Genomic DNA, 22,122 nt, shown 5'->3' with positions numbered 1-22,122 from the left:
GGAGGGGGTCAGCGCGACAGGATCGGCGTGCAGACGAAGCGGTCCTCGCCCGGCAGCGGCACGATCGCGACCGCGACGCCGTAGAGGAGCCGCAGCGTCTCCGGCGTCACCGCCTCCTTCGGTGGTCCCAGCGCCAGCAGGCGGCCCTCATGCAGGAGGGCGACCGTGTCGCAGAGGAAGGCGTGGTCGGGGTCGTGGGTCGAGAGCACGATCCCGATGCCGCGCTGCCTGAGGCGCCGCACCTGATCGAGGACCCGGGCCTGGTTGCCGAAATCGAGGCTGGCGGTCGGCTCGTCCATGACCAGGAAGCGCGGTTCTCCCGCCAGCGCGCGGGCGATGAGGACGAGCTGGCGTTCGCCGCCGCTGATCTCGGTGTAGCTGCGCTCGGACAGGTGGCGGATGCCGAGGGCGGCCAGGGCTTCGGTGGCGGCCGCCTCGTCCGCCCTGCCGGGCGTGGCGAAGGCGCCGAGGCGGCTGGCGCGGCCCATCAGCACCACGTCCTGCACCCGGAAGGGAAAATAGGCGGCCTGTGCCTGGGGCACGTAGGCGACATTGCGCGCGAACCGCGCCCGCGACCAAGTCGCGACATCCTCGCCGTCGAGGACGATCCGCCCCGCCTTGGCTGGGATCAGGCCGAGGATGGTCTTGAACAGGGTGGTCTTGCCGCCGCCATTCGGCCCGAGCAGGCCGAGCACCTCGCCTGCGCCCAGGCTCAAACCGACACCTTCGCCGATGGTCGTCGCGCCGTAGCCGAAGGCGAGATCCTCGACGACGAGGCTCACGCCCAGCCCCGCTTGGCGGTGGCGAGAAGCCAGAGGAAGAACGGCGCGCCGATGAGCGCGGTGAGGATGCCGAGGGGCACCTCGATCGGCGCGATGGTGCGGGCGACGAGATCGACCGCCAGGAGATACCCCGCCCCCATCAGCAGCGAGGCCGGCAGCAGGCGGCGGAAATCCGGCCCGACGATCAGCCGCGCCACATGCGGGATGACGAGGCCGATCCAGCCGATCACGCCGGTGACCGAGACGGCCGCCGCGGTCACCAGCGTCGCCGCGGCGATGAAGAGCGGGCGCAGCAGGCGGGTCTCGACGCCGAGCGCCCGCGCCTCCTCCTCGCCCAGGCTCATCAGGTTCATCCGCCAGGCGAGCAGGACCAGCGGCAGCAGGCCGAGCGTCATCGCCGGCAGGATGGCGCCGACATCGCCGAGGGTGACGGCGGTGAGGCTGCCGAGCAGCCAGTAGGTGATGGCGGGGAGCTGATTGTAGGGGTCGGCCAGCACCTTCAGCAGCGAGATCGCCGAGCCGAGCACCGCCCCGATGGCGACCCCGGCCAGAACCAGGGTGAGCACCGGATCGTGCCGCCGCACCGCGAGGCCCACCGCATAGACCGCGCCGACGGCGAGCAATCCCCCCGCGAAGGCGAGGAGCTGGATCGCGCCGACGGGAAGCGAGAGGAAGATGCCCAGCACCGCGCCGAGGCTCGCCCCCGCCGAGACGCCGAGAATGTCGGGCGAGACCAGGGGATTGCGGAACAGGCCCTGGTAGGTCGAGCCCGCCGCGGCGAGGGCCGCGCCGACGACGAGGCTCGCCGCCACGCGCGGCAGGCGCACCTGCAGCACCACGATCTGCGCGGTCGCATCGACGGAAGATGGGACGCCGGACAGCGTCGCCCACAGGATCCGCGCCACGTCGGCGACGGGCACCGCGAACTTGCCCGTCGCCAGCGACACGACGACGAGGAGCAGCAGCGCGAGGAGCGGGAGCACGCCCCGCAGCGCGATGCGCAGGGCCGGCCGGGCGGCGATGGCGGAGGTGGTCACGGCCGGGTCGCCTCGGAATCCTTCATCAGTGTTCGCAGCTGCGCGGCATCGAGGTCGAGATGGTAGAAGCGCCGGTAGAAGTCGCGCGTCACTCCTTCCATCGGTTCGGGGAACAGGCCGGGATGGAGCAAGCCCGCGAGCCAGCGCAGGCCGATCAGGCGGTTGATCCCCGGCGGTGAATCGAACCAGCCGAAGGGCAGGCGCGGCGTCTGGTAGACCCGGCCGGCGCGCACGGCCCGGAGCGTGCTCCAGAGCGGATCGCCGGCGATGGCCTGCCGGAAGGCGGGGTCGAGGGTGACGATGACGTCGGGATCCCAGGCCAGGACCTGTTCCGGCGAGATCGTGGTGAGGCCGGTGGCGCCCCCGCCCTCGGCGACGTTGCGGGCGCCGGCGAGTTCGAGGATCTCGGTATTGATCGAGCCGGCGACCCCCGTCTCCAATCCGCGCGGTCCACGGGCGTAATAGACGCGCGGGCGCCTGTCGGCGGGGATCGACGCGATCCGGCCCCTGACCTCGGCGATCGTCGCCTCTGCATCGGCGGCAAGCTCCGTCGCCCGTTCGCGCGCGCCGACCAGCTCGCCGAGCTTGGCATAGGTCTCGGCCGTCCGGTCGAGGCTGCCGTCGAGGAGAATGTAGGGGATGCCCGTCTGCGCCTGCACCCGGTCGGCTAGCGAGACGTAGGTCGGCGCCGTGCTGCCGACATCGATGATGAGATCCGGCTTCAGGGTGAGCACGGCCTCGACATTGGCGGTGTTGCCCCGGCCGGTGAGCCGGCCATAGGCGGGCAGGCCGCGCGTCTCCGGCGTCAGGAAGGCGGCCTCGTCGGGGGAGGGGGCACGGACCCACCCGATCATCGCCTCGGGCGCCAGGGTGTAGAGCAGGACGGAGGCCGGCGGACCGGCGGCGAGGATTCGGGTGGCGCGGTCCGGCACTTGCACCGTGCGGCCCGCAGCGTCGACGAAGGGGCGGGCGGTCGCTGCCCCGGTGGCGAGTGCGAGGCCGGCGAGGGCCGTGATGACCGCCACGAACCTGCGTATTCCTCGCAGGCGGATCGGTGTCGAGGCGGCCGGCGGGAGGCATCGGTGGATCATGATCCGGATCGTATCATGGCCGGGGGCGGGACGCTCGGCGACGCACGCGCCCGAACCCGCTCTGATCGTCGGCCACGTTTGTCATCCCAAAGGGGCTGCTATACAGCCCCGTGCGACCGAGCCGCCCGGCGGCGGCGGGACGAAGGCAGGCCCGTCGATGCGGCGGTCGCGACCCGTCCGGCACGGCGCCGGCTCAACGAAGCCCCACGGTGTCACACGCCGGACTCGCCGTGAAGCATGCCTGTCATGAGTCCTGCGTGTCATGAGTCCTGCCTGTCATGGGCTTGTCACCGCTGGCGGCAAGAGACGCTTGGTTTAGAAGACGCTGGGTCGAGACGCGCCGCCGAGGCGGCCGAGGAGAGAGCCTGATGAAGATCGCGATGATCGGCGCGGGGTATGTCGGCCTAGTCTCCGGTGCCTGTTTCGCCGATTTCGGCCACACCGTCTGCTGCGTCGACAACGATCCGGCCAAGATCGAAGCCCTGGAGCAGGGCCGCATCCCGATCTTCGAGCCGGGCCTCAACACGCTGGTGGCCGACAACGTCCGCCAGAACCGCCTGACCTTCACCACCGACCTGACCAGCGCGGTGGCTGCCGCCGACACGGTGTTCATCGCGGTGGGCACGCCGTCCCGGCGCGGCGACGGCTTCGCCGATCTCTCCTACGTCTATGCGGCGGCGCGCGACATCGCCGCCGCGCTCACCGGCTATACCGTGGTGGTGACGAAATCGACGGTTCCCGTGGGCACCGGCGACGAGGTCGAGCGCATCATCCGCGAAGCGCGGCCCGATGCGGATTTCGCCGTGGTGTCGAACCCGGAATTCCTGCGCGAAGGCGCCGCGATCGGCGATTTCAAACGGCCGGACCGCATCGTCATCGGGGCCGACGACGCCCGTTCGGCGAGTGTGATGAACGAGGTCTACCGCCCGCTCTACCTCAACCAGGCGCCGATCCTCGTCACCGGCCGGCGCACGGCCGAGCTGACAAAATACGCCGCCAACGCGTTCCTCGCCACCAAGATCACCTTCATCAACGAGATCGCCGACCTCTGCGAGCAGGTCGGCGCCAACGTCCAGGAAGTCGCCCGCGGCATCGGCCTCGACAACCGCATCGGCTCGAAATTCCTGCATGCCGGGCCGGGCTACGGCGGCTCGTGCTTTCCCAAGGACACGCTGGCGCTGGTGAAGACCGCCCAGGATTCCGGCACGCCGATTCGGCTGGTGGAGGCCGTGGTCGCGGTCAACGACCAGCGCAAGCGGGCCATGGCGCGCAAGATCGTCACCGCCTGCGGCGGCTCGGTGCGGGGCAAGACCATCGCGCTCCTGGGCCTCACCTTCAAGCCGAACACCGACGACATGCGCGACGCGCCGTCCCTGTCCATCGTCGCCGGCCTGCAGGATGCCGGCGCCCGCATCCGCGCCCACGACCCGGAAGGGATGGAGGGCGCCCGCGCGCTGATGCCGGACATCGCCTATGCCGACGATCCCTATGCCTGCGCGGAAGGGGCCGACGCCCTCGTCATCGTCACCGAGTGGAACGCCTTCCGCGCCCTCGACTGGGCCCTGCTCGCCGAGACCATGGCGGCGCGGGTGGTGGTCGACCTGCGCAACGTCTACCGGGGTGAGGACGTGACCCGCCACGGCTTCCACTATGTCGGCATCGGGGTGCCGACGCTCGAGGCGTAGGCCGGCTCGCGCCCGACGTCGAACAGTATTCGGCTGTGATGAGCCGATGACATCGTGATTCCGGGCAATGCCGAAGCGGGAGCCGCCGCCATGGCCCGCCGGTGACAGGCATAGCTACAACACCGGCCGCTCCGAATGCACCATACCCTCAAATGGGATATGGAATTTTCCTTCGTGATGATTGAAGAGTGCTGATGCGGCTCGCCCGTCCATTGCGGGAGATGGCCGACGAGCGCTACGTTTCGGCGGTCATCTTCAAGGCTCAAGCAATGGGCAGGGGATGCCGCATCACGGGGCAGGAGGGGGCGATCAATTATGGCGACGATTGTTGAATACGTTGCGTCGGACTCGCGGACGTTCGACCTCTATGAATTCATCAATGAAGATCCACAGGTTTCGAAGGCGACATCGACGAGCTACAGGATCGATTTCGGCGACAATCAATATTCCATCGTCAAGGGTACCAACTTCGTTTATGACTCGCCGAACAGTTTTCCTTCCAGCGGCACGACGACGTATGCCGCTACTTATGCGGATGGCAAGATCGTCGGGAAGATCAGCGGCCTGAACATCACCTCCGAACAGGCTTACAATTACATCGTTTCCGGTGATCCGGTCGCCACGAACAAGAGTGTCTTCGGCGGCGCCGATACCGTCGTCGGCTCGGCGTTCAATGATTACATCGACGGTTTTGGCGGCAACGACACGATCACGGGTGGTCTCGGGCGTGATACGCTCAAGGGCAATACCGGAGCCGATACGTTCGTCTTCAAGACCCTGGCCGACAGCACGGTCTCCAGCACCGGGCGCGACACGATTCTCGACTTCAAGCCGGGCCAGCACGACACGATCCATCTCAAATCGATCGACGCCATCTCCGGCACCTCGGCCAACGACGCGTTCTCCTTCATTGGCGATGCGGCCTTCACCAAGCATGCCGGCGAGTTGCGTGCGGTGGTCTCCGGCAGCAACACCCTCGTCAGCGGCGATGTCGACGGCAACGGCAAGGCGGATTTCTCCATCCTGCTGAAGGGTATCGTCGAGTTGCACACGACGGATTTCGTCCTGTAGCGCGCGTCGCGCCGGAGGGCCGACGCGGCACCCCGCCCGGCCGGTTACCGAACTAATGACGACGCCGCGCCCGCGTGAAGCGGGCGCGGCGTTGTGCTGTAAGCGAGGGTCAGGCCGCCGCGTCGATGGCGGTGGAGGCGCGGCGCACCTTGCGGTCCATGCCGTCGAGGAAAGCGTGGGCGTCCTCTTTGCGCTCGAAGACGTGCGGGGCGAGGCCGCGATTGTTCAGGGCCTCTTCCATCTTGAGACGCAGGAAGGCGCTCGTCGCGTAGCGCGTGGTGGTGAGGTAATAGTTCGCCGACAGGTATTGGATCATGCTGGCATAATCGTCGTACAGGTTCTCGTTGATGCGGAACCCGTCATGGTTGACCACCGAGTTGACCCGCTTGCCGGCCTTCTTACAGGCCTCGACCAGGACCTTGCGCAGGTCGTCGATGTCGCTCTTGATGCGGGCGTGCCAGCCTTCGAGGTTGAGGAACAGGATGTTGCGCTCGGTGTCGTAGCTGACCCGCTCCGACAGATTGAGGTTGAGGAGATCGGAGAGCAGCTCCATCGGCTCGTCGCGGAACAGGCGCGGGTCCATCTGCGCCGGCTGCTTGATGATCGGCTTGAAGCCCATATGGGGCAGGATATCGCGCTCGATATCGATGCCGGGCGCCACCTCGATGAGTTCGAGCCCCTCGTCGGTGAGCTGGAAGACGCAGCGCTCGGTGACGTAGATCACCGGCTGCGAGCGCTTCTGCGCGTAGGGGCCGCTGAAGGTGATCTGCTCGACCTGGGGCAGGAACTTCTGCGAGCGACCTTCCTGCAGGATCTTGAGCTTGCCGTCCTCGACCACGGTTTCGAGCCCGCCCACCGTGAAGGTGCCGGCGAAGACGACGCTGCGCGCGTTCTGGCTGATGTTGATGAAGCCGCCGCAGCCGTTGAGGCGGCCGCCGAACATGCTGGTGTTGACGTTGCCGTACTGGTCGCATTCGGCGAGGCCGAGGCAGGTCATGTCGAGACCGCCGCCGTCGTAGAAGTCGAACATCTGGTTCTGGTCGATGACGCAATCGGCGTTGGTCGCCGCGCCGAAGCTCGATCCCGAGGCGAGCACGCCGCCCACCGCGCCGGCTTCCGTGGTGAGGGTGATGTAGGGCGTCACCTTCTCCTCGTTGGCCACGGCCGAGATGCCCTCGGGCGCGCCGACGCCGAGATTGACCACGCCGTTCGGCGGCAATTCGAAGGCCGCGCGCCGGGCGATGACCTTGCGGGCGTCGAGCTTCATCTTCTTCATGCCGCTCACCGGCACGCGGATCTGGCCGGCCAGCGCCGCATCGTGCTGCACGCCGTAATTCATCCGGTGCATCTCGGGCTCGGCCAGCACCACGCAATCCACCAGGATGCCCGGCACCCGCACGTCCTTGGGCAGCAGGAAGCCGTCATCGACGATGCGCTCCACCTGCGCGATGACGATGCCGCCGTTGTTGCGCGCCGCCATCGCCTGGGCGAGGCAGTCGAGGGTCAGGGCTTCCTTCTCGAAGGAGATGTTGCCGGCCGGGTCGGCCGAGGTGCCGCGGATGAAGGCGACGTCAATCTTGGTGGCGGTGTAGAACAGCCACTCCTCGCCATCGACCTCCACCAGCTTGACGATCTCGTCCTGCGTCACCTCGTTGACGCGGGCGCCGCCATGGCGCGGGTCGACATAGGTGTGAAGGCCGACCTTGGAGAAGAGGCCGGGCTGGCCGGCGGCGCAGGCGCGGTAGAGCTGCGAGATCACGCCCTGGGGCAGGTTGTAGCCGACGATCCGGTTCTCTTGAGCGGCCTTGGCCACTTTCGGCATGCGGCCGAAATTGGCGGCGATGACGCGCTTCAGCAGGCCCTCGTGGTGGAGGCGGCCGGTGCCGAGGCCTTTGCTGTCGCCGGCGCCGGCGGTCATGATCAGAGTCAGGCCGCGCGGGGCGCCAGTATCGACGAAGCGCTTCTCGAGAGCCGCGTGAAGCGCCTCGGGGATGCAGCTCTGCACGAACCCCGTGGTGGTGACGACGTCGTCATGCCGGATGAGCGCGATCGCCTCTTCGGCCGTGATCACCTTATTTTTCTTCATCGACCGCTCTATCCTTCAGGCGCCTCCCCCGCCCGGCCGCGATGCAAGTGATATCTTGCATAGTTTCGGGGCTACGGAAGTCTTATTTGGCGCCAGCAGCGTAAAGATACGGTCCAGATTCCGCAAGTGTCCGGTCTAGGACCAGTAGCGCCGGGAGCGTTGTGTTGCACTGCACAACAATCGGGAGTTCTCGTGCCTCTGAAGTCCTCTTTTTCGGACGGCCCGGAGGATGCCGCTCAATCTCCCGCTCTATACCGGCGGCCGCGAACACTTTTGCAGTGCGGGAAGGTCGAAAGTATTCATAATTTTACGAAACAGGGCGGCGATACGCGCCTTGCTTCCGTCACGCCTCCCGGTCCATGCCTCTCGGTACCGGTCCGCCTCCGCGGAATGCGGGGCCGTTTCCCGCCGCCCGCTTCCGGCCCATCGGCTGCCTCGCCTTCGCATCCTCCGGTGAATCAGGCCCGGTCCGCCTCCGATCCCTCCACGGAACCGCAAGCTCTCCATGATCGTCCGTTCCCGGCCCAACCTGATGGCGATCCTGTTCACGCTTCAGGGCTCGATCCTGCCGAGGGTGGCGCTGAAGGTGGGCTTCATCACGGGTGCGGCGATCGCGGTGGTGGCGGTCGAGCGGGCCTGGCCCGATCCCTTCCCGCTGAGCGCCGGCATCGGCCCCTTCACCCTGGTGGGGTTGGCGCTCTCGATCTTCCTGAGCTTCCGCAACGGGGCCTGCTACGACCGCTGGTGGGAGGCGCGCAAAGCCTGGGGAACGCTGATCCTCGAGGCGCGGGCGGTCGCCCGCCTTCTCGCGGCCCTTCTCCCCGACGAGCGGCATGAAGCGGTGCGAACGCGCGCCCTCAAACGCGTGCTGGCCTTCGCCCGCGCCCTGCATGCGCAGATGCGGCGTGAGGACGAGATCGCGGCGGCGACTCCGTTTCTGTCCGAGACCGAGGCCGCGACCCTGCAGGGCCGCCCGAGCCCGGCCGATACCGTGCTCGGACACCTCACGGCCGATCTCGGCCGGACCCAGCGGGCGGGGGCGTTGAGCGATATCCAGTTCGGCCTGCTGGAACAGAAGATCGCCGCCCTGTCCCAGGTGCAGATCGTGTGCGAGCGCATCCAGGGCACGCCGCTGCCCTTCGCCTACACCCTGCTCCTGTACCGGACGGCCTGGATCTACTGCCTGCTCCTGCCGTTCGGGCTGGCGGGAACCCTGGGCTGGGTGACGCCGTTCGTGGCGGCCCTCGTCGCCTACACCTTCTTCGGCCTCGATGCCCTGGGCGACGAGTTGGAGGACCCGTTCGGCCTGGAGCCCAACGACCTCCCCCTCGATGCGCTGCTGCGCGTGGTGGAGGGCACCGTCCTCGACGCCCTCGGTGAGCCGGTGCCGCCGCCCCTGGCGCCGGAGGGGTTCCTCCTGCGCTAACGCGGCGCGCATCCGAGCCTCAGTATTCCCAGAAGATCCGCTGCAGCTCCTTGGTGTCCTGGGTCTTGGTCAGGGCCACGGCGGCGAGGATCTTGGCCTTCTGCGGGTTGAGGTCGTGGGCGACGACCCAATCGTACTTGTCGTCGGGCTGCTCGGCATTGCGCAGGACGAAGCCGTCGCCGACCCGCGACGAACGGATGATCTGCACGCCCTTGCCGCGAATGTCCTTCAGCGTGTCGACGAGGTAGCCGGCGACCGAGCCGTTGCCGGTGCCGGCATGGATGATCGCCTTCGCGCCTCCCGCCACGGCCGAGGTGTAGGGCTCCGGATGCATGTTGCCCGAGCCGTAGACGATGGCCACCTCCGGCAGGGCGTCGATCGTGTCGATGTCGAATTCGGAGGTGGTGCCGTGGCGCTTCGCGGGCGCGCGGAACCAGTAGGTCTTGCCCTCGACCACCATGCCGAGCGGACCCCACTGGCTGAAGAAGGCGGAGGGCTTGATGTTCACCCGCTTGGTGGCGTCGCGCCCGGCCTGGATCTCGTCGTTCATGGTGAGGAGCACGCCCTTGGCGCGGGAATCCTTGGCGCCCGCCACCACCACCGCGTCGAGGAGGTTGAGGGCACCATCCGCCGAGATCGCGGTGGAGGGGCGCATGGAGGCGACCATGACGATGGGCTTGTCGGTCTTCACCACGAGGTCGAGGAAATAGGCCGTCTCCTCCACCGTGTCGGTGCCGTGGGTGACGACCACGCCGTCGACGTCGTCGCGCTTCACCAGGGCGGAGACCTGCTTGGCGAGCTGGATCAGCTGGGCGTTGGTGAAGCTCTCCGAGGCGATCTGGAACGCCTGCTCGCCGCGCACGTCGGCGACCTGGGCGATGGCGGGCACGGCGGCGATCAGCTTGTCCACCGGCACCTTGGCCGCCTGGTAGGTGGCGCTGTTGGCGGCATCCGCCCCGGCGCCCGCGATGGTGCCGCCGGTGGCGACGATGACGACGCGGGGCTTGCCGGACGACGTCGCCGGGGCCGCCGCCTCACCGGGCTTGGCCGGTGCAGGCCCTTCCAGCGCCGATGCCGGACGCGGTGCCGCGGCGATGCCGAAGGCCAAAGCGAGGGCCAGGGGAACGGCCATCGGGCGGCTGCGGGAACGGGAGGCGGGGGGAGCGAACGGCATCGGAATGTCCTGTCACAGGCCTGGGTTCCGCATTGTGGCCGCTCCGCTCGCCGAGGCCCAGGCCAAAAAGGTGGCGACCACAGGCTGTTCCAGCGTCAGTCCGTCGGGTTCGAGGGGAGGGTGGCTTGAGACGGCGACCGTATGCGGCGCCGTCTCCCGGATGTGCCGCGTTCGGCGACGGCGCGGATCAAGCATCGTCGCGGTCGTTGGTCCGGTAAATGCTTGCAATCGGATTGAAATGGCGAGAATTTCGTATGCTGGGCCGTCCTGCCTCAGCTATCGTACAAGACCCAGGCGCGAGGTACCGATGTCCCGACCCGGTCGTCGTGCCGGCCTGATCCGGGGATAGATCGCGTGGTGTATATGGTCGACGCTCCGGAGCAGCAGGTCAGTTCCGTCACGGACCCGCTGCTGCTCGACAACCAGCTCTGCTACGCCCTCTATGCCGCCGCTCACCGGATCACGCGGTCCTACCGGCCGATGCTGGAACGGATGGGGCTGACCTATCCGCAATATCTGGTCCTTCTCGTCCTCTGGGAGACGGATGGCGTAACGGTGTCGGATATCGGCCGCCGCCTGCGCCTCGATTCCGGCACCCTGACTCCCGTTCTCAAGCGGCTCGAAGCGGCCGGCTTCCTGATCCGCCACCGACGGCAGAGCGACGAGCGCGAGGTCGAGATCCAGCTGACCGAGCACGGCCGCGACCTTCGCGCCGAGGCCCGGAACGTGCGGGAATCGGTGATGTGCCAGCTTAACATGTCGGAGCCGGAGGTTCAGGCCATGCGCGCCGACCTGAACGCGCTGATCGAAAACCTCAGCGCCGCGGGCTGAGACCCGCCGCCGCATCGGCGCCGGGAGTGACACGCCGTTCGATGGCGGTCGGGTCCTCTGTGTCACAGTCGGGTTGTGCAAGCCGGCTAGTCTCCTTGCTCGGAGCGCGCGAGGCCAATTAATTTGCCGGATAAATTTTGTCTTGAGGGCGGCTTTCGTTTTCCGCTAAGGCCAGTTCGCATCCGGTATGCCGCAGCGCAGCTGGGCTATTCCCATCCGTCCCGTCCTCCCGTGACCGAGCAAGGACGTCCGATGATCCAGAATCCGACTATCCTCGCCGTGACCGCCCGAGTGATAAAACGGTCCGCGTCGTCGCAGCGTCGCCCGAATACTCGGTTCGAGACCGCATGGTTGCCGCGATCCATCGAACTGACGCGGTGGCCGGGCGTTCATGTCCCATGAGTTCAGCCCTGATGGACAGTGAGGCGGAGCCTCGGCGCCAGGTCGGCGCCTTGCCCTTCCGGCGCCTCCCGGACGGGGGCTTCAAGATCCTCCTGATCACCTCCCGCGAGAGCCGCCGCTGGGTGATCCCGAAGGGCTGGCCGATGAAGGGGCGCAAGCCCTTCGATGCGGCAGCTCGTGAGGCCTACGAGGAGGCCGGCCTTCTGGGCGAGGTCGGCAAGCGGCCGCTCGGCTTCTATCTCTACGAGAAGCGCCTGAAGAGCCGCGACTTCGTGCTCTGCCAGGTCAAGGTGTTTCCCCTCGAGGTGCGCAAACAGCTCAAGCACTGGCCGGAGCGGGACGAGCGCGAGGATCGCTGGTTCAGTCCGTCCGACGCGGCCGAAGCCGTGGCCGAATCCGGTCTCGCCGGCATCATCCGCGCGGCGTGCAAGAAGGAAACGGGGTTGCTCGTAGGACACGCCGCGATCAAAGGCGGCCAGGGGTGATTGCCAAGCGGCTTTCGATCCGCTAACTCCCCGCTCGTCCCGACACGTCGCGACGATCGGCTGCTGTAGCTCAGTGGTAGAGCACCTCATTGGTAATGAGGAGGTCGACAGTTCAATCCTGTCCAGCAGCACCATTTCCTTCAATGACTTAGCGCCTGACTCGCTTACCGGCCTTCGGTTCCGGTAAGCGCATGGTAAGCAGACCTCGGGCATTGTTGCCGGTGAACAGCGGGCTCTGCTGCGCCTCATCCCCGCCAAGCTGCGTGAGATGAGGGTTGGCTAATGACCTGCTCTCTCCCCGCCTCTTCTCTCAGCTAGGGGCCAACCCCGATGCCTGATGCCGACGCCCTGATTCGGGAACCTGGAAGGCGGACGTGGCGTAATTGGGTATGCCACACGTTAATCCGACCTCTCTGGTGGCCCAAGCTGAAGCGACTGGCGAACAGCCCAACGAATGGTCGTGGGCGATCTACTGCGGAACGGGGCATTTCCTCATCGCCCGCTCACGGCCCAAATTTTCAAAGCGGGCCGACGCGATGCAGCCGGGACCGTGGCAGCCAACGACGTAGCCCGGAAGCTGCGTATTGATCTCGTTGAGCAGGGTAACGCATGACCCCCATCGACCTCCGCGCCACAGCCGCCGGATTTCATGTCAGCCTCACCAGCCTTCAAGATCGTCTCGAACACCCCTCAGGCGTGGCGGGAGGCGTTCCTAGCGATGAAGCCCAGCCGTGGTTCCCTGCGCTGGCCTGACGCCCTCCACTTGGCCTGCCATTCACGCCACGTCCCTGGACTTCCTGGACAAGCACGCAGACGAGGCTGGCCGGCGCGGGTGGACGACGCTGCAGCTGTTCGGTGTCCATCCCGACCTCAGCGTGATCCGCTCTAAATTCTGCGGAGCCATGGTCCTCGGTGGGGGGCTGGCGTCTGAGGTCCACGCGGACTTCATCCGGTTCGAGCGCACGCGGTTCTGCCGGACCATCCCAGGCAGGCCGACAGGTGCGGTGCCGATCTGGGCGGTGAAGAGGTAGTCTGGTTCTACCAATCTGGCTTCATCCAGCGCGGCGATAACAGGCCGCGATTGCGTTCGATGCTGCGGCACTTTCCGCAGCTGCGATCAGCGAACCTGGAGAGAGTGGGTGACGTTGTGGGGTATGACAGAATCAACTAGCCACTCCGCCTCGGACCAGGTCGTAGACGCGAACCGTCGCGAAATGGCAATCGAGCACCTGCTATTCGGCACGATCCGCTTCGTTGCGCAGCGCCATCCAGGATTGCTGGATGAACTCGACCAGAGCATCGATCATCTCTGGGACAAGGCCCATGACGAGACGCGCGATGATGAGGCCGTGAGAGAGATCGCGAGGCGATTCATTAAGAGCTTGCGCGCGCAGGATTGAGTCGACCGCGTCCGTCACCGCTGGGATCCGGCCGACGTAGCGATTTCCTTAGGCATGCGCCGTCGGCAACTCGCTCACCTGCGTCGTGTAGCGCGGGCTGCGCATCTCGAACTTCGTGGACCAGATCCGCTTCTTCTCCAGACCAGCGCGGGCCGGCACGACAGCGCCACGTCCGAAGCGGCGATTGCACTCGTCCATCGCTGCCATCAGCGGCGCGCTGAGCTCACGGTCGAGCTGGCCTATCAAGGCGCGCTGGGTCTCCTCCAGCAGCTTGAGGTCGGTGGTGATGACGCCGGCCTTGCTGAACCGCCACGGACGATCGCCGGGCGCCTCGCGCCAAGTCCGAGCCACGCCCTCGCGCGCCGCCTTGATCAGCGCCAGCGTGTCGTTCGTCGCCTCGGGCAGCGTGACCGTCGTCGAGATCGATCGCATCGGGTCGCCGCGGTCGTGCTCCGACGTGTGATAGAAGACCGAGATATGTGTCGTTCCGAGCCCGCCCCGGCGCAGCTTTTCGCCCAAGCGCGTCGCGTGGGCCGCTACCGCCTGTTCCATCGTCGCCCGATCCTCGATCCGGCTGGAGAAGGAGCGCGTCACGGCGCAGCCCTTCCGCTGAGCCGGCATCAGCTCAAGCGGCAGACAGGCGACGCCGCGCAGCTCGTGGATGATGCGCTCGCCCACCACCGTCATCGCTTTGCGGACCGGTCGAGGGTCTAGGTCGCGCAGATCCGCGACGGAGTCGACGCCCATGGCTTCGAGCTTTGCGAGCGAAGCGCGGCCGATGCCCCACACCTCCCCGACGTGAATGCGGCAAAGCCAAGCGGCCCGCTCGTCCTCGTCCGACAGGTCGCAGACGCCGCCGAGATCCGGGATCGTCTTGGCGATATGGTTCGCCAGCTTCGCGAGGGTCTTCGTCGGCCCGATGCCAACGCAGGTTGGGATACCAGTCCATGCGCGGACGGTTGCACGAAGGTCGCGGGCGAGCTCCAACCATAGATCTTCACGCACGTCGGAAAGGTCGAGGAAGCTCTCGTCGATAGAGTAGATCTCTACGGCCGGCGAGAAGTCCCGATACACCGCGTTCGTGCGCGAACTCATGTCGCCGTAGAGGGTGTAGTTTGAGGAGAACACCCGCACGCCCTGACGCTTGCAGTCGTCGCGGATCTGGAACCAGGGATCGCCCATCTTGATGCCGAGCGCCTTGGCCTCAGCCGTCCGAGCGATGGCGCATCCATCATTATTGGACAGCACGATCACCGGCACACGGGCCAGCTTCGGGTCGAACACCCGCTCGCATGAGCAATAGAAGCTGTTGCCATCGATCAGCGCGATGGCCCGGTTCATCGGATCAGGCCGCTGCGGGCGATGTGCCAGCGGATCGAGAAGCGGACAACGCCCCAGATCTCGGCCTCGCCAGTCTCCTCAACGGCGAAGGCCGGGAGATCCGGGTTTTCGAACGACAGTCGAGCGACGTTTCCCTCAACAAGCAGCCGCTTGATCGACATTTGCCCGTCGATCGCCGCCACGACGACGCTCCGATGGGACGGTTTCAGGCTCCGGTCGACCACAGCGAGGTCTCGGTCGAAGATCCCGGCATCGCGCATCGAATCGCCGGAGATGTTCCAAGCGAAGGTGGCCGGCGGGTTCGGGGCGAGCCAGCGCGGCAGTTCGAGGGCGCCTTCCAGGAAGTCGTCGGCAGGTGAAGGGAAGCCGGCGCAGAGCGCAGACCCCATGATGGGAATGTGGACAACGTTCCCTGGGATCAGCCCAAGCTCGCCGATTCGATAGACGCTCATGGCTCTCCTCGTGTAGAACGAAAAGAGAACAAACAGGCTGAGGGTTCCAGGTCAATCTTAACCGCACGCGGCCTGTTCAACCCTGTGGAGAGCTGTGGATGGCGAGCCAGACATATCGATTTCACTGCACCGATGGACACACCGCGATCATCGATGAGAAGGGCATGAAGCTGCCAAACACCGGCCTGCTCTGGCACAACGCCGAGCGATCAGCATGGCAGGTAATGGAGCTGACCGGCCGCAATCTCGACTGGTCGGATTGGGTTGTCGACGTCCACGACGGCGCTGGCCGGCACGTGATGACCCTTGGTTTCATGGACGTGCGCAACGTCCCAATGGCAGCGTGAGGAGACGCGAGATAACGATCAAGACGACGTTCCTGGTGCAAACCTTCACCATCAAGCGGAAGCGCCTCGTCCCCGGCGACCGCGAGATCGCACCGACCGAGTTCGGTGCGCTGAAGAAGGCCGAGGCGATGGCCAGCCGCATGCCGGGCACGGCAGCGATGAAGGTCATGGCTGACGATGAGACCGGCGAGTTGGAGAGCGTGGCGATCCTCGGTCAATTCGGCGAGATCCCGGACGACTTCGCCGAGAGCCTTCAGGGCAGGTAGGCTCCGAGACCGAAAGAGGATGACGACATGGCATTCAAGGCAAAGTCGGCCTCGGAGACGAAGGCTGCGGATCTCGCATCGGCTATCGTCAAGATCGCCGATCGGGAGGGCGCACCAGTGAGCATCAGCGTCGACACGCTCAGGCGAGGAAACCCGAGGCTGACGCCGCTGGCGATCGGCCAGATGTACCGGAAGCACCGCGACATCCTTGAGGCCGACCTTGCCGAACGTGGGTATGTGCTGATCGACTATGCCGACCAGGGACCGGGTAGAGGGATGGAGTTCGAGATTGGGGCTGCCGATTAGTACGGCGGGCGCAAGCCGATTGATACGATGGTGACGCGGCCGAGGCCTTGGTGAGGGGCTAAACCGGCTCTACGCCCGCCGGCACCCCGAGCCACGCCAACGCCGCGTCGAACGACCGGAACAGACGCTCCCGGATCGTCCCGGCCTCGCTGACCAGCGACACCCGCCAGCTCGTCTTACCATCCTCCCGCGCCAGATTGCCGACGACCTCACCGCCCTGGATCAGGTGATGCTCGTCAGGTCCGATGCGGTAGAGGGTCAGGGGCATGGCTTCCGCACGGGAAGCTCAATCGTCACCAGCTTGCCCGAGATCGGATCGAAAACCGTGAGCGTCATGGCGGGCCTCTGAGTGAGGCTCATGGTGTGGGGTGGATGGTTAACGATCCCTTAAACGGTCGGGTATCGTACGATAACACCTTTTAGCCCCGACGGCGGCATATCTCGTTGAATAGGTTTAGGATCGGCGGCCGCTTGTACAAAAGGCGACCGCTCAAAACATCAATCAACTGCGGGGAAGTGCTCAATGAAGCGTAGGCCATCCCAAAGCTCGACGGCGTGACCATCCACCAGGGCTTTGGCACACTCGGTTGCCTCGTCATCGTCCTGAGCCAGGACACGGAATATATTTACTACCGTCCCGCTCTTGTGGAGGAGGAGCGCTCGGTAAACTGGCGATGTCAGATTGGTTAGGCTAACAGCTGGAACCTGTGATGGATCTGCCACTTTCATGCCCTTGATTGAGGCGGAACAATTGGGCACCATTTTCCAGCTGCACTCTAGATGATTACCGACAATCTCCAACCGCAACCTTTTGGAGCGGTACAGTACTTTGGTACAATGCTAGATCTGGTCGCCTCATTGACAGAAGCAAGCGGCCTGCTTCGGTCTTGGCGTGCGGGCGACAAATTGCCCAAAAAGGATCGTACGCAGCAAGCCTCCCTACCTAATATCAAAACTTAGAGACGCGGCTGCGCCGACTTCCTATCAGGTGGTGCGAAGCCTGGGTTGCCTCATTTTGCGTTAAATCAGCTTCGACGCGGACCGCTAACTTCCCAACCTGATCAATCTTTACTCCAACGAAGTTTCCGCTTCGCCAAACTAAACTAACTTGCAGCACAAAATCCTTTCCAATCACCTTAAGCATGAAGCTTTCAGGCAGTTGGTAGGACGAAGGAACGCCAATTTTTGCCCCAGACTTAGAGACGTCTTTGACGTTGCATGGGATTTCAACGCCTTCTTTAGTCCGGATCACCGCAATCCAATTTGTACTACTTCGCGGAGCCCGATCCATAAGTAAGCCAGAAGCGTTGTCTGCAAGTGGCGCCTGCAATCTAGACATTTGACTACACCGTCTGCGAGTATAATCAATAATAAATGTCAGGCAATAAAATACTCGTTAACGTGAAATTATGTTGCTGAATGTCTTTCGGCCGATTAAAGGCGTTCCCCTTTTAGGTACGGATACCCCGCAGCGGCCTCAGCCAGACCCATTTGCAACAGCAATGCTGCACGAGCCGTCAGTACGTAAGGAATCCGTACCAACTGCCGCTCGTCACCGAGACGAAGGAAAAACCCCGCTCCGGATAGCTCCGGGCGGGGTCATCATAGGTGTGAGGGGCGCTGCCCGTAGCGAGTTGCGTTCTCTTAGTACCCGTAACGGTACGCGCGACGATAATGCTGATCCTGGCGGCGCAGGTGGGCATCGTAGCGACGCTCATGGAGGAACTCGCGGCGAATGTGCTGCCGATAGCGGTGCTCGGGTGAGTGACCGTAGCCGTAGCCGCCGCCTCGATAGCCATAGCCACCGCCATAGTACTGTACGGTCTCGATCGCTTCACGCGAGGAATCGCTGGCCCCGGCGATAGGCAGCGGCGCCGCTTCGGCGACGGAAGCCAGGCCGACACAGGCCGCGATCGTCAGAAGGATCTGCCTTAAACGAGTGCGCATAACTGCCTCCCTGAAGTGGTCCGGCGCAGTGATGGACCACCCAGAATGAACGGCGGATTGCCGAAAACTCCAAGCTCAATCACGCTCTCGTGAGCCCAGACGTACGAAAAACCCCGCTCCGGCTCTCACCGGGCGGGGTCAATCGTTTCAGTCTGCTGGCGGTCAGGCGCCGAACAGGAAGTGGTCGGCAGTCAGCGTGGCAGCGTCGACATCGTGCACGATGATCTTGTTCGCGGCCCCAGCGCCATCGAATGTGATGACGGCATCCTTCCCTCCGTTCAGGCTGCGAATGTTCACGTCATCGAAGCTGTCTACCAGCGACGACACATCGAAGTGGTCCTTCGCCGTGCTGAAGCCGTAGACGTTGTCTCGACCAAAGCCTGCGTTGAACGCGAACGTATCCGAGCCAGCGCCAGCAAACAGTTTGTCACTGCCACCGCTACCTTCGATCATATCCCCGCCCTTGCCGGCCTCGATGCGATCGGCACCGGCCGAACCGATGATCGTGATGCTCTCGCCCTTGACGCTATCGGAGATCACGTTCTGGCCCGTCGTCAGCTCGCTCATGTCGAGGCTGCCGCCGTTCCGGACGTAGATCTGCTCGACGGACCGGATGCTGCCGGAACCAAGAGTCACGTCTCCTCCGCCGACGAAGAACAGGCTGTCGTCGCCCTTGCCGCCATTGAGGGCACTCGACGCGAAGTCCGCATCTCCGGTGATCACCAAGCGGTCGTCGCCGCCCTGGCCGGAGAGCACGTCCGCACCACCGCCACCGCGCAGCACGTTGGCATCTTCATTGCCGGTCAGGCGGTCGGCCTGGCTGCTGCCAACCAGGTTGTTGATGCCGCTGAGGGAGTCGCCCTGAGCATCGCCGCCGGAGTTCACCAGCGTCGTCAGGTTGACCGTCACACCCGAGGCCGAGGTCTCGTAGCTGGCCGTGTTGGTCCCAGATCCGCCCGCGATCAAATCCGCCCCGGCTCCGCCGATGAGGAAGTCATCGCCCGCACCACCAGACAGGAAGTCTGATCCAGTGCCGCCATCAAGCGTGTTATCGCCGGCATTTCCGGTGAGCGTATTGTCGAGGGCATTGCCGGCGCCGTCGAGATCGGCCGATCCGGTCAGAACCAGCTTCTCGACATTGGCGCCAAGCGAGTAGCTGATGGACGACCGAACCGTGTCGGTGCCTTCATCAAGCCTCTCGATCACCCGGTCGCCAGCGTTGTCGACGACGTAGGTGTCGTTGCCAACAAGGCCCCTCAGCTCGTCTGCCCCAGTACCACCGTTGAGGGTGTCGGCACCATCGTTACCGATCAGTGTGTCGTTGCCAGCGCCGCCGTTAAAGCTAACCTGCCCACCCTTAGCTTCGTACGAGCCAATCGTAGCCGCCTCAATACGGTCGTCATACGCAGTGCCGATCACCGTCGAGTTGCCTGAGGCTCGGATGTTCACCTCGGACACGTCAACATTTGTGCTGTCGATGATATCAGACAGATTGAACGTACCTGATTCACGAAGCGAGATGCGGATGTCGTTGGTGGCAGCGCCAAAAGTATTGTTCGAAACCACATCAACGCTTGGCCCGGCTTCGAAGACTAAGCTTTCTCCGTTGCCGTTAAATGTGTTACCCAAGACCGAAGAGGCACCATTGCTGCTCGGGTTGACGTAGACGCCGTACGCGTCGAAGCCGGCAATCGTGTTTCCCTGGATTGTAGCATTGCCGGCACCACTGCCGATCACGATGCCGGTCTCAGCAGCATCGTCTGCCGTAATAACGTTATTTGTCAAAACAACGTCGTTCGCTGAGACGAAAATGCTCGAACCCTCGTTTCCTGCAATCGAACGATCAATCGTAAAGCCGTCGACGGCCACACCCTCGGCGCCGATCGCAATGCCGCCGTGAACGTTCACATCCGACCCATCTGCCTGCAACTTAAGGTCGGCAACGTTGATCGTTAGGTTCTCTGTGTAATCGCCGTCAGCAACACGGATGGTGTCGCCAGTACCTGCTGCATCGATGGCCGCCTGAATTGATCTAAACGGTGATCCCTCTGAACCATCACCACCAATGCTTGCAGAACCATCGACATAAATCGTTTGAACAGCCATTGATAATTTTCCCATAAATAAACCCGCAAATACTACACTTAGGCAATAGGATGCCGCTGCGCCAATTTGCGCGTTAAAACTGTAATAATCAGTTGGCTCGGCGAGCCTCCCTGCCTCTATTCGGTTAATCGAATATTAAGGCGCCGGCAGTCTCCATGCGGAAGAGCGGCGGGTCAATAGCAAAACTGCAACTCTCCGTAGAGTTCTGATCTGAGGCCGTGTCCTCCGAGTGCGCTGAAGCGGTCAGGAAAACTTGCAGTCTATTACCGGAGGTCGCACCAGGGGGCACTAACAACTAAAACCCCACCCCAGCGTCAGCCGGGCGGGGTCAAGTCGCAAGTTCTGGGAGGCTGCCCCTCGACGAGGAGCGGCAGGGCGATGCACGGGGTGTGCCGGGTTAGGGCGATCACCCCGCGCAGCGCATATCCTTCGCGCTCCGGGTCAGGTTCTGAACCGCCTCGACGAGTTCCCGATGCTCCCGGTGCTTGTCCTCGGCGAGGCGCTGTTCATGCTGGCGCCGCTCCTCCAGAAGCCGGCGCTCATGCTCCCGATGCTCCTCGGCTTCCTTCTTTCGGAAGGCCATCTCGGTTTCTCGCATGAGGGTGCATCGGTCGTGTGAGGCGGACACCCCGCGTAGCCCGTCAATGATGTCCTTGAGGTCGCCCTGTCCCATCACCATACCGGCGATCTGCGCCAAGCCATTGTTGCCAACTGAAGGCGGAGCGATGTGCGGCGGCCTCTCCATCTTCGCCCGCATGTAGCCGATGACGGCAAGGATGATGCCTCCGCCGCCACCGGCCGCCAGAAGGGTGCTCAGGATATCGACCCACTGTTTCACATCCTCAGGCGACATTGCGCGGCGCAGCTCCGGTGGAGAGGGAACCGTTTTTGAACATGTCGTAGCCCGTCGCGAGGACGCACCAGCCCTCGAAGACGAAGAAGATCGGGTACCAGAAGAAGCCCGCCGGTAGCCGAGTATCCAGGGCGTAGGACGAGGCCAGCATCAGGAACCCGATGGCGAGCCAGCACAGCCCGCCGACCCACGCCCCCATGAACCTGATCAGCGGGGTTCGTCTCCACCAACCGTTGATCGCCAGCCCGACGCCGCGGAGGATCGCGACGATGACCGTCAGCATTCCCCATCGGGTTTCGGACATGAGGTCGTTCATGATCCGGTAGACCGGCAGGTCGAAGAAGCTCTCCGGCCTGAGCATATTGATGCCCCACGCCAGAAGGAGACAGGTGAGCAGCCACTCGGTGGAGCGGGTTTTGTTCATGGCGGTGGGGTTGTTCGGGTTCATTGCGACGCCTCCGGCCGACCTCACTTCACGAACGGGAGGGACGGCAGCGCATTGACGAGCGGCGTTAGAGTGTTCTTGTCCGACACCGTCTCATCGAACTTGAAGACGCGGAACAGGCGCTCGGAGATGCCCTTTGCGCCGCCCATCTCCTTGATGAGCCACGCGGGGGTCGAGCCGAGGATTCGCTCTAGAGCGACCTTCAGGACGGTGTAACTGACGTCGACATTGAGCGCCTTGCCGGCCGTAGCACCTGCCACCGCGTTCAGCGCGTAGTCGGCACCGGTCTGGAGCGCGCGGTCGATCCGCTTCGTGGTCAGCCACATGGAAACCCACCAGGGCAGCTTGCCGGTAGCGTAGGCCACGGCAGCAAGCACGACCGGATACAGGGCCTCCACTGCGACCTTGAACAGACCGTTGGCCATGTCGCCCCACTGGATCGGGAGGACGGTCGGAGACGGGGTCTGAGCGAATGCGGCAGAGACAGCACAGGCGAGCGCCAGCGCCGCGAGAAGGATGCGGGTCATGCTATGGTCTTTCACGGATCAGATGCGCCGGTGCCGCCGGGCTCGGAATTCTGGGAGGGCCT

The 22,122-nt window shown here is 64.5% G+C and carries 25 protein-coding genes and 1 tRNA gene; 11 read left to right on the top strand and 15 right to left on the bottom strand.

Annotation, left to right across the window (positions count from 1 at the left end; translation table 11 throughout):
• Positions 1–8 precede the first annotated feature (8 nt).
• The 3 genes from A3OK_RS0115205 to A3OK_RS0115195 are packed head-to-tail and all read right to left on the bottom strand — an operon-like array spanning position 9 to position 2,844.
• Positions 9–782, bottom strand: coding sequence for an ABC transporter ATP-binding protein (locus tag A3OK_RS0115205; protein ID WP_019905748.1), 774 nt, complete (start codon positions 780–782; stop codon positions 9–11).
• Complete coding sequence (locus A3OK_RS0115200) at positions 779–1,819, bottom strand: iron ABC transporter permease (RefSeq protein WP_019905747.1); 1,041 nt, start codon at positions 1,817–1,819, stop codon at positions 779–781. The genes A3OK_RS0115205 and A3OK_RS0115200 overlap by 4 nt, the downstream gene beginning before the upstream one ends.
• Entirely contained in the window at positions 1,816–2,844 is a 1,029-nt protein-coding gene (locus tag A3OK_RS0115195; RefSeq protein WP_026597292.1) for an iron ABC transporter substrate-binding protein, read from the bottom strand. The genes A3OK_RS0115200 and A3OK_RS0115195 overlap by 4 nt, the downstream gene beginning before the upstream one ends.
• 434 nt (positions 2,845–3,278) lie before the next feature.
• Between A3OK_RS0115195 and A3OK_RS0115190 the strand changes: the two genes are divergently transcribed.
• The 3 genes from A3OK_RS0115190 (at position 3,279) to A3OK_RS23360 (ending at position 5,666) form a co-directional block, all read left to right on the top strand.
• A complete protein-coding gene (locus A3OK_RS0115190) occupies positions 3,279–4,595 on the top strand; it encodes a UDP-glucose/GDP-mannose dehydrogenase family protein (RefSeq protein ID WP_019905745.1) in 1,317 nt (438 codons plus the stop codon).
• Positions 4,596–4,789: 194 nt separating this feature from the next.
• Complete coding sequence (locus A3OK_RS24065) at positions 4,790–4,927, top strand: hypothetical protein (RefSeq protein WP_155912036.1); 138 nt, start codon at positions 4,790–4,792, stop codon at positions 4,925–4,927.
• Positions 4,911–5,666: a hypothetical protein gene (locus A3OK_RS23360; RefSeq protein ID WP_019905744.1), complete on the top strand. Its 756-nt coding sequence runs from the start codon at positions 4,911–4,913 to the stop codon at positions 5,664–5,666. Before A3OK_RS24065 ends, A3OK_RS23360 begins: the two co-directional genes overlap by 17 nt.
• Positions 5,667–5,775: 109 nt before the next feature.
• Here A3OK_RS23360 and A3OK_RS0115180 read toward each other — a convergent pair whose 3' ends face one another.
• Positions 5,776–7,752, bottom strand: a complete 1,977-nt coding sequence (locus tag A3OK_RS0115180; RefSeq protein ID WP_019905743.1) for an acyl CoA:acetate/3-ketoacid CoA transferase — start codon at positions 7,750–7,752, stop codon at positions 5,776–5,778.
• Positions 7,753–8,257: 505 nt separating this feature from the next.
• Between A3OK_RS0115180 and A3OK_RS0115175 the strand changes: the two genes are divergently transcribed.
• On the top strand, positions 8,258–9,178 hold the full coding sequence (locus A3OK_RS0115175; protein ID WP_019905742.1) for a bestrophin family protein: 921 nt from the start codon (positions 8,258–8,260) through the stop codon (positions 9,176–9,178).
• Between the two features lie 19 nt (positions 9,179–9,197).
• Here the strand turns inward: A3OK_RS0115175 and A3OK_RS0115170 are convergent, their stop codons facing one another.
• Positions 9,198–10,352: a type II asparaginase gene (locus tag A3OK_RS0115170; RefSeq protein ID WP_019905741.1), complete on the bottom strand. Its 1,155-nt coding sequence runs from the start codon at positions 10,350–10,352 to the stop codon at positions 9,198–9,200.
• A gap of 363 nt (positions 10,353–10,715) precedes the next feature.
• Here A3OK_RS0115170 and A3OK_RS0115165 point away from each other — a divergent pair, with 363 nt between their 5' ends.
• The 4 genes from A3OK_RS0115165 to A3OK_RS22870 all read left to right on the top strand — a co-directional run bounded on the left by A3OK_RS0115165 (position 10,716) and on the right by A3OK_RS22870 (position 13,101).
• Complete coding sequence (locus A3OK_RS0115165) at positions 10,716–11,183, top strand: MarR family transcriptional regulator (RefSeq protein ID WP_019905740.1); 468 nt, start codon at positions 10,716–10,718, stop codon at positions 11,181–11,183.
• A 398-nt stretch (positions 11,184–11,581) separates the two neighbouring features.
• A complete protein-coding gene (locus tag A3OK_RS0115160; RefSeq protein WP_051092928.1) occupies positions 11,582–12,070 on the top strand; it encodes an NUDIX hydrolase in 489 nt (162 codons plus the stop codon).
• A 59-nt stretch (positions 12,071–12,129) separates the two neighbouring features.
• Positions 12,130–12,204 (top strand) — tRNA-Thr (locus tag A3OK_RS0115155).
• 597 nt (positions 12,205–12,801) lie between these two features.
• Positions 12,802–13,101 carry a hypothetical protein gene (locus A3OK_RS22870; RefSeq protein WP_019905738.1) on the top strand — a complete coding sequence of 100 codons (300 nt, stop codon included), beginning with the start codon at positions 12,802–12,804 and terminating at the stop codon, positions 13,099–13,101.
• A gap of 201 nt (positions 13,102–13,302) precedes the next feature.
• On the opposite strand, the gene A3OK_RS24350 is transcribed toward A3OK_RS22870, so the two are convergent.
• From A3OK_RS24350 to umuD, 3 genes are read right to left on the bottom strand one after another with little or no spacing between them, the layout of a single operon-like run.
• A complete protein-coding gene (locus tag A3OK_RS24350; protein ID WP_196805443.1) occupies positions 13,303–13,488 on the bottom strand; it encodes a hypothetical protein in 186 nt (61 codons plus the stop codon).
• A 30-nt stretch (positions 13,489–13,518) separates the two neighbouring features.
• The gene (locus A3OK_RS0115140; protein WP_019905736.1) at positions 13,519–14,811 is read right to left on the bottom strand and encodes a Y-family DNA polymerase; all 1,293 of its coding nucleotides are present in this window, start codon (positions 14,809–14,811) and stop codon (positions 13,519–13,521) included.
• Positions 14,808–15,263: a translesion error-prone DNA polymerase V autoproteolytic subunit gene (gene umuD, locus A3OK_RS0115135; RefSeq protein WP_019905735.1), complete on the bottom strand. Its 456-nt coding sequence runs from the start codon at positions 15,261–15,263 to the stop codon at positions 14,808–14,810. Before umuD ends, A3OK_RS0115140 begins: the two co-directional genes overlap by 4 nt.
• Before the next feature lie 98 nt (positions 15,264–15,361).
• Here umuD and A3OK_RS22860 point away from each other — a divergent pair, with 98 nt between their 5' ends.
• Genes A3OK_RS22860 through A3OK_RS0115120 form a run of 3 tightly spaced genes read left to right on the top strand, consistent with a single transcriptional unit; the run spans position 15,362 to position 16,182 of the window.
• Positions 15,362–15,610 (top strand): hypothetical protein, encoded by a 249-nt coding sequence (locus A3OK_RS22860; RefSeq protein WP_019905734.1) that lies wholly within the window; start codon positions 15,362–15,364, stop codon positions 15,608–15,610.
• Between the two features lie 11 nt (positions 15,611–15,621).
• Positions 15,622–15,876, top strand: coding sequence for a hypothetical protein (locus A3OK_RS0115125; RefSeq protein WP_026597291.1), 255 nt, complete (start codon positions 15,622–15,624; stop codon positions 15,874–15,876).
• 27 nt (positions 15,877–15,903) lie between these two features.
• Positions 15,904–16,182, top strand: coding sequence for a hypothetical protein (locus tag A3OK_RS0115120; RefSeq protein WP_019905732.1), 279 nt, complete (start codon positions 15,904–15,906; stop codon positions 16,180–16,182).
• Positions 16,183–16,240: 58 nt separating this feature from the next.
• Here A3OK_RS0115120 and A3OK_RS0115115 read toward each other — a convergent pair whose 3' ends face one another.
• The 7 genes from A3OK_RS0115115 to A3OK_RS0115090 all read right to left on the bottom strand — a co-directional run bounded on the left by A3OK_RS0115115 (position 16,241) and on the right by A3OK_RS0115090 (position 22,060).
• Complete coding sequence (locus A3OK_RS0115115; protein WP_019905731.1) at positions 16,241–16,450, bottom strand: hypothetical protein; 210 nt, start codon at positions 16,448–16,450, stop codon at positions 16,241–16,243.
• A 681-nt stretch (positions 16,451–17,131) separates the two neighbouring features.
• A complete protein-coding gene (locus A3OK_RS24060) occupies positions 17,132–17,521 on the bottom strand; it encodes a PilZ domain-containing protein (protein ID WP_155912035.1) in 390 nt (129 codons plus the stop codon).
• A gap of 305 nt (positions 17,522–17,826) precedes the next feature.
• Positions 17,827–18,129, bottom strand: a complete 303-nt coding sequence (locus A3OK_RS0115110; RefSeq protein WP_019905730.1) for a hypothetical protein — start codon at positions 18,127–18,129, stop codon at positions 17,827–17,829.
• A 162-nt stretch (positions 18,130–18,291) separates the two neighbouring features.
• Positions 18,292–20,235 (bottom strand): hypothetical protein, encoded by a 1,944-nt coding sequence (locus A3OK_RS23640; protein ID WP_196805442.1) that lies wholly within the window; start codon positions 20,233–20,235, stop codon positions 18,292–18,294.
• 406 nt (positions 20,236–20,641) lie between these two features.
• Positions 20,642–21,088, bottom strand: a complete 447-nt coding sequence (locus A3OK_RS0115100) for a hypothetical protein (protein WP_019905728.1) — start codon at positions 21,086–21,088, stop codon at positions 20,642–20,644.
• Positions 21,078–21,536 (bottom strand): hypothetical protein, encoded by a 459-nt coding sequence (locus A3OK_RS0115095; protein ID WP_019905727.1) that lies wholly within the window; start codon positions 21,534–21,536, stop codon positions 21,078–21,080. The genes A3OK_RS0115100 and A3OK_RS0115095 overlap by 11 nt, the downstream gene beginning before the upstream one ends.
• Before the next feature lie 20 nt (positions 21,537–21,556).
• Positions 21,557–22,060 (bottom strand): hypothetical protein, encoded by a 504-nt coding sequence (locus A3OK_RS0115090; RefSeq protein WP_019905726.1) that lies wholly within the window; start codon positions 22,058–22,060, stop codon positions 21,557–21,559.
• Between the last annotated feature and the right edge of the window lie 62 nt (positions 22,061–22,122).

Origin of the sequence: Methylobacterium sp. 77, from assembly GCF_000372825.1 — a bacterium.
Taxonomy (GTDB): domain Bacteria; phylum Pseudomonadota; class Alphaproteobacteria; order Rhizobiales; family Beijerinckiaceae; genus Methylobacterium.
This window is presented reverse-complemented; position numbering and strand designations above follow the sequence as displayed.

Bases quoted from the DNA above. Each gene is read 5' to 3' on its own strand.
- A3OK_RS0115180 (WP_019905743.1), bottom strand. From the start codon at position 7,752: ATGAAGAAAAATAAGGTGATCACGGCCGAAGAGGCGATCGCGCTCATC.
- A3OK_RS24060 (WP_155912035.1), bottom strand. From the start codon at position 17,521: ATGTCTAGATTGCAGGCGCCACTTGCAGACAACGCTTCTGGCTTACTT.
- A3OK_RS0115090 (WP_019905726.1), bottom strand. From the start codon at position 22,060: ATGACCCGCATCCTTCTCGCGGCGCTGGCGCTCGCCTGTGCTGTCTCT.
- A3OK_RS23640 (WP_196805442.1), bottom strand. From the start codon at position 20,235: ATGGCTGTTCAAACGATTTATGTCGATGGTTCTGCAAGCATTGGTGGT.
- A3OK_RS0115120 (WP_019905732.1), top strand. From the start codon at position 15,904: ATGGCATTCAAGGCAAAGTCGGCCTCGGAGACGAAGGCTGCGGATCTC.
- A3OK_RS0115115 (WP_019905731.1), bottom strand. From the start codon at position 16,450: ATGCCCCTGACCCTCTACCGCATCGGACCTGACGAGCATCACCTGATC.
- A3OK_RS0115140 (WP_019905736.1), bottom strand. From the start codon at position 14,811: ATGAACCGGGCCATCGCGCTGATCGATGGCAACAGCTTCTATTGCTCA.
- A3OK_RS0115095 (WP_019905727.1), bottom strand. From the start codon at position 21,536: ATGAACCCGAACAACCCCACCGCCATGAACAAAACCCGCTCCACCGAG.
- A3OK_RS23360 (WP_019905744.1), top strand. From the start codon at position 4,911: ATGGCGACGATTGTTGAATACGTTGCGTCGGACTCGCGGACGTTCGAC.
- A3OK_RS0115190 (WP_019905745.1), top strand. From the start codon at position 3,279: ATGAAGATCGCGATGATCGGCGCGGGGTATGTCGGCCTAGTCTCCGGT.
- A3OK_RS24065 (WP_155912036.1), top strand. From the start codon at position 4,790: ATGCGGCTCGCCCGTCCATTGCGGGAGATGGCCGACGAGCGCTACGTT.
- A3OK_RS0115160 (WP_051092928.1), top strand. From the start codon at position 11,582: ATGAGTTCAGCCCTGATGGACAGTGAGGCGGAGCCTCGGCGCCAGGTC.
- A3OK_RS0115110 (WP_019905730.1), bottom strand. From the start codon at position 18,129: ATGCGCACTCGTTTAAGGCAGATCCTTCTGACGATCGCGGCCTGTGTC.
- A3OK_RS22860 (WP_019905734.1), top strand. From the start codon at position 15,362: ATGGCGAGCCAGACATATCGATTTCACTGCACCGATGGACACACCGCG.
- A3OK_RS0115170 (WP_019905741.1), bottom strand. From the start codon at position 10,352: ATGCCGTTCGCTCCCCCCGCCTCCCGTTCCCGCAGCCGCCCGATGGCC.
- A3OK_RS0115175 (WP_019905742.1), top strand. From the start codon at position 8,258: ATGATCGTCCGTTCCCGGCCCAACCTGATGGCGATCCTGTTCACGCTT.
- A3OK_RS0115100 (WP_019905728.1), bottom strand. From the start codon at position 21,088: ATGTCGCCTGAGGATGTGAAACAGTGGGTCGATATCCTGAGCACCCTT.
- umuD (WP_019905735.1), bottom strand. From the start codon at position 15,263: ATGAGCGTCTATCGAATCGGCGAGCTTGGGCTGATCCCAGGGAACGTT.
- A3OK_RS0115165 (WP_019905740.1), top strand. From the start codon at position 10,716: ATGGTCGACGCTCCGGAGCAGCAGGTCAGTTCCGTCACGGACCCGCTG.